The 15,025-nt window shown below is 71.4% G+C and carries 14 protein-coding genes; 9 read left to right on the top strand and 5 right to left on the bottom strand.

The genetic code is table 11. The features are described from left to right. Positions 1 to 214 precede the first annotated feature (214 nt). Positions 215 to 1,048: a hypothetical protein gene (locus ElP_RS05505; RefSeq protein ID WP_145267678.1), complete on the top strand. Its 834-nt coding sequence runs from the start codon at positions 215 to 217 to the stop codon at positions 1,046 to 1,048. A gap of 283 nt (positions 1,049 to 1,331) precedes the next feature. Here ElP_RS05505 and ElP_RS05500 read toward each other — a convergent pair whose 3' ends face one another. Next, a complete protein-coding gene (locus tag ElP_RS05500; RefSeq protein ID WP_197446736.1) occupies positions 1,332 to 2,480 on the bottom strand; it encodes an endonuclease/exonuclease/phosphatase family protein in 1,149 nt (382 codons plus the stop codon). Positions 2,481 to 2,793: 313 nt separating this feature from the next. On the opposite strand from ElP_RS05500, the gene ElP_RS05495 reads away from it, so the two are divergent. Together ElP_RS05495 and ElP_RS05490 are read left to right on the top strand one after the other, a co-directional pair. Next, positions 2,794 to 3,231 carry a hypothetical protein gene (locus ElP_RS05495; RefSeq protein ID WP_145267676.1) on the top strand — a complete coding sequence of 146 codons (438 nt, stop codon included), beginning with the start codon at positions 2,794 to 2,796 and terminating at the stop codon, positions 3,229 to 3,231. A 313-nt stretch (positions 3,232 to 3,544) separates the two neighbouring features. Then, positions 3,545 to 3,754 carry a hypothetical protein gene (locus ElP_RS05490; RefSeq protein WP_145267675.1) on the top strand — a complete coding sequence of 70 codons (210 nt, stop codon included), beginning with the start codon at positions 3,545 to 3,547 and terminating at the stop codon, positions 3,752 to 3,754. A 36-nt stretch (positions 3,755 to 3,790) separates the two neighbouring features. Here the strand turns inward: ElP_RS05490 and ElP_RS05485 are convergent, their stop codons facing one another. The 3 genes from ElP_RS05485 to ElP_RS05475 form a co-directional block, all read right to left on the bottom strand. Then, the gene (locus tag ElP_RS05485) at positions 3,791 to 6,067 is read right to left on the bottom strand and encodes a serine/threonine-protein kinase (RefSeq protein ID WP_145267674.1); all 2,277 of its coding nucleotides are present in this window, start codon (positions 6,065 to 6,067) and stop codon (positions 3,791 to 3,793) included. Beyond that, positions 6,064 to 6,660 carry an RNA polymerase sigma factor gene (locus ElP_RS05480; RefSeq protein WP_197446735.1) on the bottom strand — a complete coding sequence of 199 codons (597 nt, stop codon included), beginning with the start codon at positions 6,658 to 6,660 and terminating at the stop codon, positions 6,064 to 6,066. Before ElP_RS05480 ends, ElP_RS05485 begins: the two co-directional genes overlap by 4 nt. A 283-nt stretch (positions 6,661 to 6,943) precedes the next feature. After that, on the bottom strand, positions 6,944 to 7,543 hold the full coding sequence (locus ElP_RS05475; protein WP_145267672.1) for a hypothetical protein: 600 nt from the start codon (positions 7,541 to 7,543) through the stop codon (positions 6,944 to 6,946). A gap of 324 nt (positions 7,544 to 7,867) precedes the next feature. Between ElP_RS05475 and ElP_RS05470 the strand changes: the two genes are divergently transcribed. The 5 genes from ElP_RS05470 to ElP_RS05450 all read left to right on the top strand — a co-directional run bounded on the left by ElP_RS05470 (position 7,868) and on the right by ElP_RS05450 (position 13,034). Continuing rightward, entirely contained in the window at positions 7,868 to 8,137 is a 270-nt protein-coding gene (locus ElP_RS05470; protein WP_145267671.1) for a bacteriophage CI repressor, read from the top strand. Between the two features lie 105 nt (positions 8,138 to 8,242). Then, on the top strand, positions 8,243 to 8,530 hold the full coding sequence (locus tag ElP_RS05465) for a hypothetical protein (RefSeq protein WP_145267670.1): 288 nt from the start codon (positions 8,243 to 8,245) through the stop codon (positions 8,528 to 8,530). A 154-nt stretch (positions 8,531 to 8,684) separates the two neighbouring features. Continuing rightward, positions 8,685 to 10,676, top strand: coding sequence for an FAD-dependent oxidoreductase (locus ElP_RS05460; protein ID WP_145267669.1), 1,992 nt, complete (start codon positions 8,685 to 8,687; stop codon positions 10,674 to 10,676). Between the two features lie 169 nt (positions 10,677 to 10,845). Continuing rightward, positions 10,846 to 11,712, top strand: a complete 867-nt coding sequence (locus ElP_RS05455) for an FAD:protein FMN transferase (protein WP_145267668.1) — start codon at positions 10,846 to 10,848, stop codon at positions 11,710 to 11,712. Continuing rightward, on the top strand, positions 11,709 to 13,034 hold the full coding sequence (locus tag ElP_RS05450) for a Gfo/Idh/MocA family protein (protein WP_197446734.1): 1,326 nt from the start codon (positions 11,709 to 11,711) through the stop codon (positions 13,032 to 13,034). The genes ElP_RS05455 and ElP_RS05450 overlap by 4 nt, the downstream gene beginning before the upstream one ends. A 49-nt stretch (positions 13,035 to 13,083) precedes the next feature. Here the strand turns inward: ElP_RS05450 and trpA are convergent, their stop codons facing one another. Then, a complete protein-coding gene (trpA, locus tag ElP_RS05445; protein ID WP_145267666.1) occupies positions 13,084 to 13,902 on the bottom strand; it encodes a tryptophan synthase subunit alpha in 819 nt (272 codons plus the stop codon). Between the two features lie 162 nt (positions 13,903 to 14,064). Here trpA and ElP_RS05440 point away from each other — a divergent pair, with 162 nt between their 5' ends. Further along, complete coding sequence (locus tag ElP_RS05440) at positions 14,065 to 14,802, top strand: SDR family NAD(P)-dependent oxidoreductase (RefSeq protein WP_145267665.1); 738 nt, start codon at positions 14,065 to 14,067, stop codon at positions 14,800 to 14,802. Positions 14,803 to 15,025: the final 223 nt, after the last annotated feature.

Genomic DNA, 15,025 nt, shown 5'->3' with positions numbered 1-15,025 from the left:
CGGGAGGAAAATTGCCCATCCCTCCAGGACTACCAATCACCCCGAAGTTCTCGGGACGGGTGTTTTTTCGTCAGTTTAGGGATGAGGGGCGCCGATCAGTAGCAAGGCCGGTCGGGGGGATGCCGACCGGCGAACGGACCGCAGGGATGCGACGGCCCGGCCGGCCCGGCGGTCGGCCGGGGCCTGGGATCGGGGCCGGTTGGGAGCGAGGACCATGATCACGCGAGGAGCGGGCCGGGTGCTGTCGGCCGCAATCGTGGCCCTGGGGGTGATGATTGGCGCGGGGGGGGCCGGCCCGGCCCCCTCCGGGGGGCTGCTCGGCCGGAAACTCGAGCCGGCCGAGGTCTTGCCGATGCACCTCGTCGCCCCCGAGGCGAGGGCGGAGGTCTCGGAGGTGGTCTCGGAGCATAGCTTCCACCACAAGGGGGAGCCCGAGACGTTCCCCTGCGACCCCCAACTCTACCTGAGCCTCTTGAACGAGCCGGCATTAACGCTGGCATTGTGGCAGGATCTGAGCCAGAGCCCGGCGAAGCTCTCCATCATCGCCCCGGGACTCTATCAGGGGACCGACGGCAACGGGACGACGGCGACCTGGAGCTTCGTGTTGCGGTCTCCCCAGTTGCACGTCCTGCTCTGCGAGATGGAGTACCGCAGCCCCCGGGGCTCGGCCCACCTCGAGGGTCGGATCGTGCTGATCGTGCACACGAACTACTACAAGGAGGCCGGCGGGTCGCCCTGGATCCAGCACGAGGTTGAGGCGTACGTGAAGGTCGACTCCCGGGGCTGGCGGGCGGTCGCCAAGACCTTCCGGCCGCTGATCGAGCGCCTGCTGGTCGACCAACTCCAGGAGGCCGGCTGGTTCGTCTCGCTGATGGGGAGGCTCGTCGAGACGTACCCGGACTGGGCCGACCAGGTGATCGCCTCCCAGGCGCATCTCCCCGAGGAGACCCGGGGCCGGTTCCAGACGGTCGTCTCCCGTGTCCGGCGGCCCGACTCGTCCCGGGGGCGTCCGGAGCTCGCCGAGGGCGTCGAGACCGCGACCCGGTGAGCGAGGACGGCCCTCGCCGCCCTGGCGCTCCCAACGGCGGGCGGGGCCGCCCCCGACATCAACATGTCGGGGGCGGCCCCGCCCGCCGGCCGTTTCCCCCGGGTCGGATCCCGCATCGCTCGAAATCGGGGATGGCTCCGGCAATCGGGGCGGTGCCGGAGCCGTCACGCGATCTCGGGGCGTCGACGATCGTCGCTCCGGTCGCGTTCGTTCACGGACTCGGACGTGAGCAATCCTCGGATCGAGTCCCGGGAATCCCGAGGCCCGGCGGGTCGGGGCCGGTTCATTCGGGGAGGACGACGCCTCCGGCCTCCTGACCCTGACCCTGACCCTGACCGGCGGAACCGGGCGGCCTGAGTCGGACCGTGACGGCGAAGTGGTCCGAGGGCCCTCGGGGGTTCTGGTTGTCGGGATTGCCGAATCGGAGCGGCCCGTCCCGGGAATCCCGGATGTCGATGGTGGACACGACCCGGAGCGAGTCGGGGAGGATCGCCCAGCCGTCCGGGTCGAGCAGGCCGGGGGAGGCGACGAGGTGGTCGAGGATCTGCCAGCGCCCCCGGTATCGATAGGTGCCGAAGTCCTCCGGATCCCGACCGGCCATCAGGTTGTAGAGCCTCGGCTGGCCGCCCCCCGCCGATGAGGAGACGGCCGGGCGGTCCCCCGTGGCCCGGAGGCCGAGCCGGACGGATTCGTCGTCGGGCCCATCGTTGAAGTCGCCGCAGAGCAGGACGTCGGCGAGGCCGTCGGTATTACGCTCGATGCCGAGATAGGTGTCGTACATGGCCCGGGCGTAGGCGAGTCGCTTCGGGCCCTCCCGGTCGGTCACCCGGCTGGTCCAGTGGGCGACGATCACGTCGAGGGGCCGGTCGTCGACGACGAGGCGGGCCCGGATCATGCGCCGATCGTCGACGACGAGCGTCGACCGGTCGTCGACCGGCAGTCGGGTGATCAGCGCGGGCTCGATTCGGCGGCCTGAGATGTTGTCGTCGTGGACGATCCGGGTGTAGTGCCACTCGGTCGGCAGCCGGGCGTTGAGGGCGCCAAGGAGCAGCTCGACCGCCCGGCGATTCTCGACCTCGATCAGGGCGAGGACGTCGGGCCCCCGGCCGCCGTCGAGGGGGATCAGCGTCTCGGCGAGCAGGTCGAGTTTGAGCCGCAAGGCCTCGGGATCGGCGGCGAACCAGGCGTCGAGGGGGTCGTGATTCCTCGGGTCGTCGGCGTCGTCGAAGAGGTTCTCGACGTTCCAGGAGCAGAAGAGGTAGCCCTCCCCCGGAGGCTCCGGGGCGGGGCCGAGGTCGCGGGGTGCCTGCCGCCGATCGAGGTAGAGCAGCACCATTGCGACCAGCACCACGACGATCAACCACCTCGGGTCGCGCCTGACGAGGGCGGCGATCACCGCCAGCAGCTCTCTCGGGGGCGACCGGCGGGGCATGGCGATTCCTCGGCGGGGTCGGGGCGGCGGTCGGTGGTGGGCGGACGCGGGACGTCCGGCCCCGGGCCTCCCCCTCGAGGTCGGGAGGCGGGCGGGGGGCCTCCCGAGCCGGCGGGGCGATCGACCCGGATCGTAGCCTCCGTCTGGACTGCCGTCCAGGACGGAGGGACCGGTTCTTGTCGGACGGGGCATGTCCGTTTAGAATGCTTAATTACTGTGTACAAAAGCATGTCACCGCGTCGAACTCCCCATGCGGCTCGATGGATGAGTCGGTCCCTCTCGCGTCGCCTCCCGCGGAAGCCGAGTCACGCCGATGTCGACCCTGGCCCTGTTGCTCTGCCTCGGCTCGACCCTGTCCATGGCGGGGCTGATCTGGTTCGTGCAGGTCGTGCATTACCCGCTGCTGGGCGAGGTCGGGCCTGGGTCATTCGGGAGGTATCACGCCGAGCACGTGAGGCGGACCGGTCCGGTCGTGGGCCCGGCGATGATCGGCGAGCTGGCCTCGGCCGCCTGGCTGGTCGTCGATCCGCCGCAGGGCTGCCCCGGCTGGCTGGCCGTCGCCGGGCTGTCGGCAGCCACGCTCGCCTGGATCTCGACGGCGGCGGTGCAAGTGCCGCTGCACCGGAGGCTCGCGTCGGGATTCGACGCGGGGGCGCACCGCAGGCTGGTCCGGACCAACTGGGCCCGGACCGTCAGCTGGTCGGCCCACGCGCTGATCGTGCTGACGATGGCCGGCCTGGCGATGGGATGATCGACCGGCGTTTCAGGCGCCGTCGCCGATTTCCGATAATTGGCGTGTCGCATCGCCCCGGGGAATCCGGTCGAAATGCTGGAGACGCGAGCATCCGCCTCCCCAAGAGCGATGAAGCACTCGGAGGCCCCTCCCACGGGCCTGTCTCCTGAGCGAATCCCGACCGTGTCGCCCGGCGGGCCCGAGAGGGCTGGCCGCGCCATCTCGTCCTGGGCCGCCCTCGGGGCCGTCGCAGGCGCGGCTGCGCAATCAGCGACACAACACCACATTTTCATTCCTGACTATTTACGATCGTCGGCGGAGGAGCCTTCCCATGTTCGCGACCCGTCGCAGCCGTCCCCGCCGATTCGTCCCCGTGGTCGACTGCCTCGCGAGCCGGATCGCCCCGGTCGGAACGGTGCCCCCGCTGCAGATCCCCCCGGTCGAGGCGCCGCCGGCGGACACGATCCCGGCCGACCAGCAGCTGATCGATGCGTTGCTGACGTTCGACGAGGTCTGTGCGACGGGGCCGATGGACATTTGATCGCATGAATCGGGGGGGGCGTTCCCGACTCGGTCGTCAGGAGTCGTCGCGGCGCCGATCCGCCGATCCGCCGAGGAGGCGGTCGAGGTTCCTGTGGAAGCCACGAACCCCATAGTATTCCAACTGATCCAGGGTCCCGGATTGGACGACCGGCTCCAGCAGGTCCTTGGCCTGCTCCAGGAGGCGGCGGTCCATCGCGTCGGGGACGAGGAGGGCGCGACCCATCCGCTCCCGGGCACTCCAGTAACGGATCCGATCCCGGAGGATCTCCCGTTCCGCGCGCCGGACCATCCCCTCGATGGAGAACGGCCGGATGGAGAGGAGTCGTTCCGCGTGTTCGAGATCCGCCCGGGCCGACCGGAGGGCCGTCGCATCCTGGGGCAGGTTCGGGGGATACTGGCGGAGGATGGCCTCGGCGCGGCACGTGTACATTTCGGCGATTGTCGCGAGGTGCACCCGTCGTTCCCCCCGGGTCAGCTGGGCGGCCTCGGGGACCAGGCGGACGGGGCCCGCCGGGCCCTCGGCGAGGTCGGCGGCGGCGTCGAGCCAGAAGCCGGCGACCCGGCCGAGGGTCGGCGGCCTGAAGGCGTGGTCCCCCTCGGCCAGCTCGATGGCACGGGAGAGCCGGTCGACGGCCCGGGGGAAGTCCCCCTCCCTGGTGGAGACGACGCCGAGGCCGAACGTCGCCCGGGGGTGGGTGGGGTCGAGTTCGAGGGCCCGGGTGAAGTCGCGCTTCGCCTCGGCGAGGAGGGCGGCCCGGGCCCGGGGCGTGGTCGAAGCCTCGGCGGCCTGGACGGTCTTGATCTTCCCGTGGGTCACGTAGGTCGGGGCGTGCTTGGCCGTCTCCCGGGTCGACAGGTGCGCGATCGCGGGGACGACGGCGAGCAGTCCCAGCCCGGCGATGCCGAATCGGTTGCGGAGGTACCAGTTCCAGGCGCGTTCCCGGCGGTTGGGGTTGCGGGCATGGGCCAGGGGGCGGTGCCGGAGGAAGGCGTGGATGTCCTCGGCGAGATCGGAGGCCGAGGCGTAGCGGGCGGACGGGTCGTGGGCGATGCAGCGGGAGAGGATCGCCTCGAGCGCGTGGGGGACCTCGGGATTCCGGCGGCGGGCGGGGGGCCAGCCCTCGGCCCTCATGGCGAGCAGGTCGTTGATGGCCCGGGGGAGGGGGACCTCGGCGCCCGGGGCCTCGGGGCGTCTCCCCGTCAGCAGTTCGCGGAGGACCAGGCCGAGGGCGTAGCATTCCGCGGGGGGGCCGACGAGGTCCCAGCGGTCGGGGTCTCGGAAGGCCTCGAGTTGCTCGGGGGCCATGTAGGGGAGCGTGCCGCCCCGGAGGGCGCTCTCGGCACGTTCGGGGGCGTGGGGGTCGTGGGCGAGGTTGAAGTCGAGCAGTTGAGGGCCATCGACCGACGACAGCAGGACGTTGGCCGGCTTGACGTCTCGGTGGAGGATTCCCAGGGCGTGGGAGTGGGCTAGGGCATCGGCCAGGGTCAGGGCGAGCCAGGCGCAGGCCTCGGGGTACGTGCCCCGGCGCGGGAAGCCCTGCCAGCCGGGACCCTCGACCCGCGCCGCGAGGTCTTCGGGGGCGGCGGCGTCGAGCAGTGTGCGGGGGGATCGGGCCGGAGCGGGGATGTTCTCCATCCGCCGGATCACCTGGTCCAGCGGCCTGCCGGGGTGATAGGGCATGCAAAGCCCCCGGAGGCCGGACTCGGGGTCCCGGACGACGTTGTGCACCGGCATGATGTGCGGGTGCTGCAATCGCCCCATGATCGACGGCTCCTCGCCCCGGTCGGGCGAGACCTTCAGGGCGCTGGGCCTGCCGCCGAGATCCTCGTCATCGGCGAGGAAGACGCGGGCGGCCCCCCCCTGGCCGAGGACCGATCGCAGGCGATAGCGGAGGAAGTGCTCCCCCGGCTCCGGGAATCGGGGAGGCGTGCCGGGCAGGACCCCGACCGCCTGGCTGAGCATGCGGTGATAATTCAGTTGCGAGGCGAGCGAGTCGCGCCAGGGGGCGTAGCGCTCGCAGAACGAGTCGGGGCTGGGGGCCTCCCCGGCTTCCTCGCGGAGGCAGAACTCCTCATAAATGAGGCTAAGCATCCGTTCGGAGTCTTCACGCAGCTCCGGCAGGGCATCGAGGAAATCGGCGACCGCCGGGCGGCGTCCCTCCGAGAAGCGTCGTCGCAACTCGGACTTGACCAGGTCGGCGAGGGCCGAGGGCGAACCGCCGAGTCTTCGCCAGCGCTCGCGGAGGTCGTCCGTTCGGCCGTCGGGGCGCAGCTCCGCGCCGGTCGCCAGGCCGGGGGACGCAACGATCATGGGAGCCTCCCCTTGTCCGACAGCCAGGACTCGCCCATCTCCTTCAGCTCGCGCTGGACCTTGCGGACGGACCACTCGACCGCGTCGGCGATCTCCCGGGTGGTGTACCCCTGACGGGCCATCTCCAGGACGCGGCGGTGCGTCTCGTCGAGCCGTTCGTTGGCCCGCTGCCAGCCCTCATTGGCCACGGCGTGCTGGCTGGGGGTCGGGTCGGCGGAGGCCAGCGGGAACCCGGCACCGAACCCGTCCAGCCCGGCGTCGAGGCTGGTCGTCCGCCGCTGATCACGTTTGAGGGAGTGCAGACGGCGATGCTCGTCGATCACCTTCTGCGTGGCCGCCTTCTCCAGGAAGGCCATCAGCGCGGCGATCGTCGGGAAGTCGAAACGGTCGGATTTCGCCAGCAAGCTGCGCCAGACGTCGCTGGCGAAGTCGGCGGAGTCGTAGAGTGAACGCATCGGCTGGTTCAGGCGTCTCCGGACGACCCGGACGACCTTGGGATAGCACTCATTGAACAACTCCTCCCAGGCGTCCTGGTCTCCTGATTGCGCCTTGGCGAACAACCCGTCGAACGACCCTCCCGACGAACTTTGCATGTTGACGCTCCCGGCGGGATCTTCGTCGTGGGGGAGGGCGGACGGCGAAGCCATGGATCGCCCGGCAACCGGCATTGGCCCGACCGCCCTCACCCGGGCCAGTCTATTAATCATGGTGCCACAACGACGTGCAGAAAGAAAAGGGAAATTCCGCGCGTCCGAGTCGCATTGTCGCAACACATGGGTCGCGAGGAAGGCGCGGGACGGAGGGGGGCCGGGATCGTCCGCGATCGGGGGCCGGGTCGGCCGAGCGACGTCGCTCAGAGTTCGGACCCTGGTCGCCTCAGTTCCATCCGACGGCCACGTGCAAGGGCAAGGGGAGGCTCAGCGCGGCCGAGGGCCCGGCCTCGGGATACCCACCTTCGGAGAGCAGACCCCGACAGGCGAGCCGATAGAGGGGGCAGCCCAAGTGCTGACGCAGCGCCTCTCCCCGGAGGGTCTCGGCCAGGTCGCCGCGGCCGATCCGCTGCGCCGCGACATAGCGCCCCAGCGGTGAGAGCCCCCGGCCCCCGAGGGCGACCTGGTGTTCCATCGCTTGCCCCTTCAGGGATCGCCGCCGCATCAGGCGGAGTTCCCGGCGTAGCTCGTCGCGGAGGCGACGGACGATCCGGGACACCCGACGGCGGTAGCGAGCGACCGCCTCGGGGGCCACCAGGTCCCCCCAAGGGTCGACCAGGGAGTCGAAGATCGGCTGGGAGGCGACGAATAATTCGGGGTCGATCGGTAGCCGGGGGTCCGCCGAGTGCGCCTGGATCAGTCCCAGGGCCGATCGGTGCCATACCGGCGCGTCGGGTCCCCCTCCCGTCCACCAGGGGTGTCGTCGCAGGTAGGCCCGGCGTATCCGATCCGCCAGGCATCGGGTAGAGAGTGGTGTCGTCAGCACGGTTCCCTCGCCTGCGGTTGAGGGCGAGTACCGACCCGGACCCGATCCCGGCTGCTTCTTCGCAACGCTCGGATTCCGGGCGGAATCTCTCTCGCCAAACCGACACCGGAATCCGGCCCGGGCGACGACAAGAAAAGATCCCGGGGATCGGTTTTTCTTCGATCCGGTCCCACCGTCCCGGGGCCCGGCGGCAAGGCCGACGGGGGGACGCCGGGGATGCCGGGTACCCTGGACCCCGGGTGGCCCTCGGACTAAAATAGCAGGTCATCCTCACAATCCCTCCCAGACCCCAACGAAACGGACGGTCGGCAGGCCGAGACCGAGATGAATCGTCCCGACTCTTCGGACGAGTGGTTGGAGATCCGCAATGAATTGGCCGACCGCGTCCGGGAGGTCCGTCGGGAGCTCTACGGCGAGCACGGCGGCCCCTTGCTGGCGTCCGCCCTCGAACTGCCCTTCCGGGTCTGGTCCGACTACGAGCGCGGTTCGGTCATGCCCGCCGACGTGATGCTCCGCTTCCTCGAACTCACCGGGGCCGACCCGCACTGGCTGCTCACCGGGGAAGGCCCCCGCTACAATACCCCCCCGCCCTGAGACCGGCTCGGGGCGAGGATGTCCTAGACTCCCCTCGATGGACGTACGCCGGCCCGGTCGACCCGGGAGGCTCGCCCCGCCCCCTCCGGACCTCGGGAGTCTCGCATGGGCGACCTGATCATCGGGCTCTGGGAGCAGCTCCGAGACGCCGGCATGCCGGAGGTGATGCTGTTCCTCCCCGACGGCAGCGCCTGCCGATGCCACTGGGACAATACGTCGGTGATGGGACCGACCCGGGTCGCCCTCCTGGGGGATCAGGAGCGGAACATCGTCCGGATCGTCCCCATCGGCGCCTGCGTCGGCATCGGCATCGCCTCCCCGAAGGGGACCGACCCGAACGCCTATCGGGGAGTCATCCAGGCCCGACTCTCCGCCCCTGCTGCCACCGCGTGATCCGCCGATCGGACTCGCCCGTGTCCGCTCCCCACGACCCCGCCGGTTGCCCGAGGCCCGGCGCCTCGGGTAGAGTCGGGGGAGGGGTGGCGCGGCCTCGCGTCTTCGGCTGCGCCCGGTCTACCGGGGCGCGCCGGACTCGGCGCGGAGCACGATGAGCCGATCGAACCGGGCCAGCCGACGCGACTTCCTGGCCGCCGCCGCCGGGCTGTCGACCTACTCGGTCTACGTCCTCGCCGAGGGGTCGAGGCCGGCCTCGGGGGCCGACTCGGCCCCCGACCTGCCCGACATCCGGGCCGGGTTCGAGGCGATCTCGCCGATGGAGCCGGGCCTGGCCGCCCGACGCTTCGAGGGCGAGCCGCACATGACGCTCGTCGACCTGGAGTGCGACCTACTCGTCGCCGGGGGGGGGCCGAGCGGCGTCTGCGCCGCCCTGGCCGCGGCCCGGAACGGGGCGAGGGTCGTGCTCTGCCAGGACCGCTCGAGGTTGGGGGGCAACTCCAGCAGCGAGGTGAAGATGCACGTCGTCGGGGCGAACAACCATCGGGGCCGCCCCGGCTGGAGGGAGGGCGGCATCATCGAGGAACTCCGACTCGACGACGCCGCCAACAACCCCCAGCGTTGCTGGGAACTCTGGGACCTGCTGCTCTACGACAAGCTCGTCAGCGAGCCGAACGTCACCCTGCTGCTCGACACCGTCGTCTTCGCCGCCGACGTGCAGGGCGGGCGGATCGACCGGGTGATGGCGCGGTGCGACAAGACGGAGCACCTCTACCGGATCTCGTCGAAGACCTACGCCGACTGCACCGGGGACAGCCGCCTCGCCCTGGAGGCCGGGGCGACGATCCGGTGGGGCCACGAGTCCCGGGCCGAGTTCAACGAGCCGCTCGCGTGGGAGGAGCCGACCCGGGAGACGCTCGGCTCCTCCGTCCTGTTCACGGCCCGGGATTTCGGCACGCCGATGCCCTACGCCCCGCCGAGCTGGGCGAGGAAGATCGACGAGTCCCACCTGAGATTCCGCCCGATCTCGTCCTGGGAATACGGCTACTGGTGGATCGAGTGGGGGGGCATCACGGACACGATACGGGACAACGAGCGGATCCGGTTCGAGCTGCTCTCGATCGTCACCGGGGTCTGGGACTACGTGAAGAACAGCGGCAAGTTCCCCGGGGCCGAGACCTGGGCGATGGACTGGGTCGGCATGGTGCCCGGCAAGCGGGAGAGCCGGCGGGTGGAGGGGGACCACGTCCTCACCCAGCACGACCTGATGGGCCTGAACGGCGAGCCGAACGACGCCGTCGCCATCGGCGGCTGGGGGCTCGACGAGCACCCCCCCGGCGGCTTCGACGCGATCGAGCAGCCCCCGTTCGTGAGCATCAAGCTCCCCGAGGTCTACAACATCCCGCTGCGGTCTCTCTATTCGAAGGACGTCGAGAACCTGTTCATCGCCGGCCGAAACGCCAGTTGCAGCCACGTCGCCTTCACCTCGACCCGGGTGATGGCCACCTGCGCCGTCATGGGCCAGGCCGCGGGGACCGCCGCCGCCCTCTGCGTGAGGGACGGCATCACCCCCCGGCAGCTCGTCGGCGACGATCGGGCGGTCTTCGGGCTGCAACAGGCCCTGCTCCGCGACGACCAGACGATCAAGGGGGTCCGGAACGAGGACCCGGCGGACCTGGCCCGGTCGGCCCGGGTGTCGGCGTCGGGGGCGTATGAGTCGTCGAGGCCGGAGAACGTGACCAACGGCCTGGTCCGGGACATGGAAGGGGAGATGGACAACCGCTGGATCGCCCCCCTCTCCGCCGACGGGGCCTGGGTCGAACTGGACTGGGACGCGCCGCAGGAACTCTCCCGGGTCCAGCTCACCTTCGACACCGGCTTCCACCGGGAGCTGACCCTCACCTCGTCCGACTCGCACAACAGCCACATGATCCGGGCCCCCCAGCCGGAGACGGTGCGGGACTACGCGTTGATCGCCCGCCTGGAGGACGGCCGGGAGGTCGAACTCGCCAGGGTCTCCGGCAATCATCAACGGCTCCGGCGACACGCCTTCGACCCGATCCGGGCGAAGTCGCTCCGCGTGCACGTCTCGGCCACCAACGGCGAGGACACCGCCCGCCTCTACGAGATCCGGTGCTACGCCTGAGACAGACGCCCGGGGCCCCGCCCTCCGGGGCGTCCAGCAGGCACCCTCGGGGGACGTGAGGCCGGGGCACGAATCGGGACACGGGAGGCGTCCCGGTCCCCCGCCGTCCGGACCTCGCCCCTGCGTCGAGGCGCACTCCCCGGTCGATCCCCCCTCCCGGGACCGCCCCATGCCCGTCCTGCACCGCTCCCGGCCGGCGATGGCCTCGACCTTCGAGCTGATCCTCTCCGGGGACGACCCCGAGCACCTCGACGCCGTCGCCTCCGAGGCCCTGGAGGAGGTCGGGCGGGTCGAGCGGCTCCTGAGCCGCCACGATCCGGCCGCTGAGGTCGCCAGGCTGAACCGGGACGCCGCGGTCGGGCCCGTCCTCGTCGACGTGGAACTGTTCGACGTCCTCCGAGACTGCCTGGACTGGAGCCGACGCACCGGGGGTGCCTTCGACCCCTGCGCTCCGACGGGACGGATCCTGGAGGATCTCCGGATCGAGGCGGGTCGCCGGGCGGTCCGATTCGGAGCCCCGGGGGCCCGGATCGACCTGGGGGCCTACGGGAAGGGGTACGCCGTGGACCGGGCCGCCGATCGGGTCGCATCCTACGGGGTCGCCGCGATGCTCCAGGTCGGGACGAGCTCGGCACGGGGTTTGGGCTCGAACGCAGGGGGGCGGCCCTGGGTCGTCGCGCTCCGTGATCCGTTCGCCGAACCCCCGGCGATGGCGACGGTCGATCGGTTCGTGTTGACCGATCGCGCCCTGTCGTGCTCGGCCGTCTTCGGGCCGGGATCCGGCCGATCCGACCTCCTCGATCCGGTGACCGGCAGTCCCCTGGAACGGCCCGCCGCCTGCGCCGTGATCGCCGACACGGCGACCGAGGCCGAGGTCCTCTCGACCGCCCTGCTCGTCATGGGCCGCGAACGAGCCCGAGAATTCGTCTCCGGGACGGCGGCCGGGCGACCCGCCCCCCGGGTTGCCTGGATCGAGCAGGTGGACGGGACGACCGTCGTCGAATGGTGGGCCCCAACCCTGGAGCGGATCCGATGATGCCGAACCCGCCCGACCGACGCCGATTCCTAGCCGGATCGGCGGCCCTGATGCTCGGCGGGGCGACGAGTCCGGCGACCGCCGGGCCGTCCGGGACGACCGCGGGGGGGCCGGCCCGGGTCGCGGTCGTCGGCACCGGGGCCCGGGGGTCGGACCTGATCCGGGCGCTCTCGACGATCGAGTCGGCCCGGATCGTCGCCGTCTGCGACGACTACGGGCCGCACCTGGATCGAGGCCTCCACTACGCCGGGGCCCGGGTCGAGCCGTTCCGGGATTTCGAGCGGATGCTCGACCGGACCCGACCCGATGCCGTCGTCATCGCCACCCCGCTGTTCCGGCACTTCCCCATGGCGATGCTCGCCGTCGGGGCCGGGTGCGCCGTGTTCTGCGAGAAGACGATGTGCGGGTCGGTGGAGGAGGCGAAGACGCTGGCGGGTGAGGTCGAGGCCCGGGGGGCCGTCTTCCAGGTCGGGCTCCAGCGGCGCTCGAACGCGATCTACGCCCAGGCGGAGGCGATGGTCCGGGCCGGGATGCTCGGCCGGGTCGTCTCGATCAAGGCCCAGTGGACGCGCAACAATTCCTGGAGGCGTCCGCTCCCCGTGCCCCGGGACCACCCCGATCGGCCCGCCCTGGAGCGCCGCCTCAACTGGAGGCTCTACCGGGAGACTTCTCGCGGGCTGATGGCCGAGCTGGCCAGCCACCAGCTCGACGTGGCGACCCGGCTGCTGGGGGTCCCGCCGACCCGGGCGATCGGCACCGGCGGGATCGACCACTGGAGGGACGGCCGTGAGGTGTTCGACAACGTCTCGTGCATCTACGAATACGAGGTCGCGCCCGACCGGCCACCCGCCCCCCCCCTGCCCCGGGACGGGGCCGATCGACCCTACACGGTGCGGGTCCATTATGCGTCGCACCAGTCGAACGCCTACGAGGGGGCCTCGGAACTGATCATGGGAGACCGAGGCACGCTCTTCCTCACACCGAACAAGGGCCTGTTCTACCGGGAAGCCGACCCGGGCGAGGCCGATTGGGGGCGGGGCGGCGAACCCGGGTCGGCCGATCGGGACGCCGCGGTGCTGACCGCCGGGAAGACCCTCAAGCTCTCCAACGACCCCTGGGCCCATCGGGGCAAGCCGTTCGAGATCGACGCCACCGGCGACGACACCCGGGACTCGCTCGTCTCGTTCCTCGACTGCATCCTCCGGGGCGACCCCGCCACGCCCTGCGACGCCCGGGTCGGGCTGGTCAACGCCGCGACCATCCTCATCGGCGACGAGGCCATGCGACGGCAGTCCCCCGTCGACTTCCCGGCCGACCTCTGACGAGGGCGGGCGCGGGCCTGCCCCGCCCCGCCCCGTCCACCTGGGGGCCTCAGGAAGGCAACGCCCCCGCCAGTTCGCCGATGAACGCCCCGATCCGATCGACCAGCCCCTCCCGGCCCTGGCCGTCTCCGTCGTCGAGCCGACGGACGATGGCGCTGCCGACGATCAGGCCGTCGGCGACCGGGGCGAGGGCGCGGATGTGCTCGGGGCGGCTGATGCCGAAGCCGATGCAGATGGGGAGGTCGGTCTGCGACCGGAGCCAGCCGACGGCGTCGGCCAGGTCGGTCGGCAGCTCGGTGCGCTCGCCGGTGATCCCGGCGACGGAGACGTAGTAGATGAAGCCGGTGGTCGTCCGGGCGATGGCGGCGGCGCGGTCCCGGGGGGTGCGGGGGGTGATGAGCTGGATCAGGCGGAGATCCCGCTCGGCGACCAGCTCGGCCAGCGGCCCGGCCTCCTCGACGGGCAGGTCGGGCACGATCAGGCCGTCGACGCCGGCGGCCTTCGCCTCGTCGAGGTAACGCCGGGGGCCGCGCCGGAGGATAATCGCATAGGAGGACATGGTGACCATCGGGCCATCGACGGCCGGCCCGCCCTCGCCCCCTCGGAGCGAGCCGATCGCGTCGAAGATCGGGCCGAGCCTGATCCCGCGGTCGAGGGCCCGCTGATAGCTGGCGGCGATGACGGGGCCGTCGGCGATGGGGTCGGAATAGGGGATGCCGACCTCGATCATGTGCGCCCCCCGGCGGAAGGCCTCCCGGATCAGCGCCGAGGTCGTCTCCAGGTCGGGGTCCCCGGCGGTGAGGAAGGGCATCAGGGCCCGGCGGTCCTCGGATCGGAGTCGGGCGAAGAGGGCATCGATGCGATTCATGATACGTCGGGCCGCGGGGGGGCTCGGGGGGTTTCGATGCGGCCGGGCGTCGCACGGTGGATCCGCGGGCCGCGATCGGTCTAGAGTACCACAAACCGCCCCCCGGGCCGATCGACCGGCCGCGGGGCACGCCCGGATCGATTGCATCGGAGGGGACGCGTGATGTCGAGACGGAAGGTGGCGCTGGTCTCGGGGTCGGCCACGGGAATCGGCCGGGCCGCAGCCTGGCTCTTCGCCGAGCGGGGTTACGACGTGGTGGTCAACTACTCGAAATCCCGAACCGACGCCGAGGAGACCGCCGAGGGGGTCCGGTCCCGTGGGACCGACACCCGGCTGGTCCGGGCCGACGCGGGCGTCGACGGCGAGGTCCGACGGCTCGTCGAGGAGGCGACCTCGGCCTTCGGCGGGCTCGACGCGCTGGTCAACAATGCGGCGACGACGCATTTCGTGCCGCACACCGACCTGGATGCGTTGACGGAGGAGGTCTGGGACTCGATCCTCCAGCTCAACGTGAAGGGGACCTTCTACGCGTGCCGGGCGGCCATGCCGCACCTGAAGGCCCGGGGGGGGTCGATCGTGAACGTGGCCTCGGTCGCCGGGATCGCGGGCTCGGGCAGCTCGATCCCCTACGCGGCGAGCAAGGGGGCGGTCATCACCCTGACCAAAAGCCTGGCCAGGGCGTTCGCCCCGGAGGTCCGGGTCAACGCCGTCGCGCCGGGCCCGGTGCAGACCCGATGGCTGGCCGACCACCAGGACATGGTCGAGCAGGCGATGGCGATGACCCCCCTGAAGCGCCCCGCCTCGCCGGACGAGATCGCCGAGGCGATCGTCTACCTCGCCGATCGGGCCACGCTGACGACCGGCCAGATCCTGGTCGTCGACGGCGGGCGTACGACCTGAACGGAGGCCGGTCGGCCTTGCCGACCGGGAGCATCCGGGGTAGATTGCCCGCTCACCCGTCGACGATCCGCGCCGGCCCGGAGCATCACCGAGGACCTCGGGTGCTCCGGCCCGATCCCAGCGACTTCCCTCCCCCGAACCGACGCGCGGCGCTCCAAGGATGGAGTCTCACCCGATCGGTCGGCGCCATCCCCGGCCCTGCCCGGAGGCGCCGACCCCCGAC

It is taken from the genome of Tautonia plasticadhaerens, from assembly GCF_007752535.1.
Taxonomy (GTDB): domain Bacteria; phylum Planctomycetota; class Planctomycetia; order Isosphaerales; family Isosphaeraceae; genus Tautonia; species Tautonia plasticadhaerens.
This window is presented reverse-complemented; position numbering and strand designations above follow the sequence as displayed.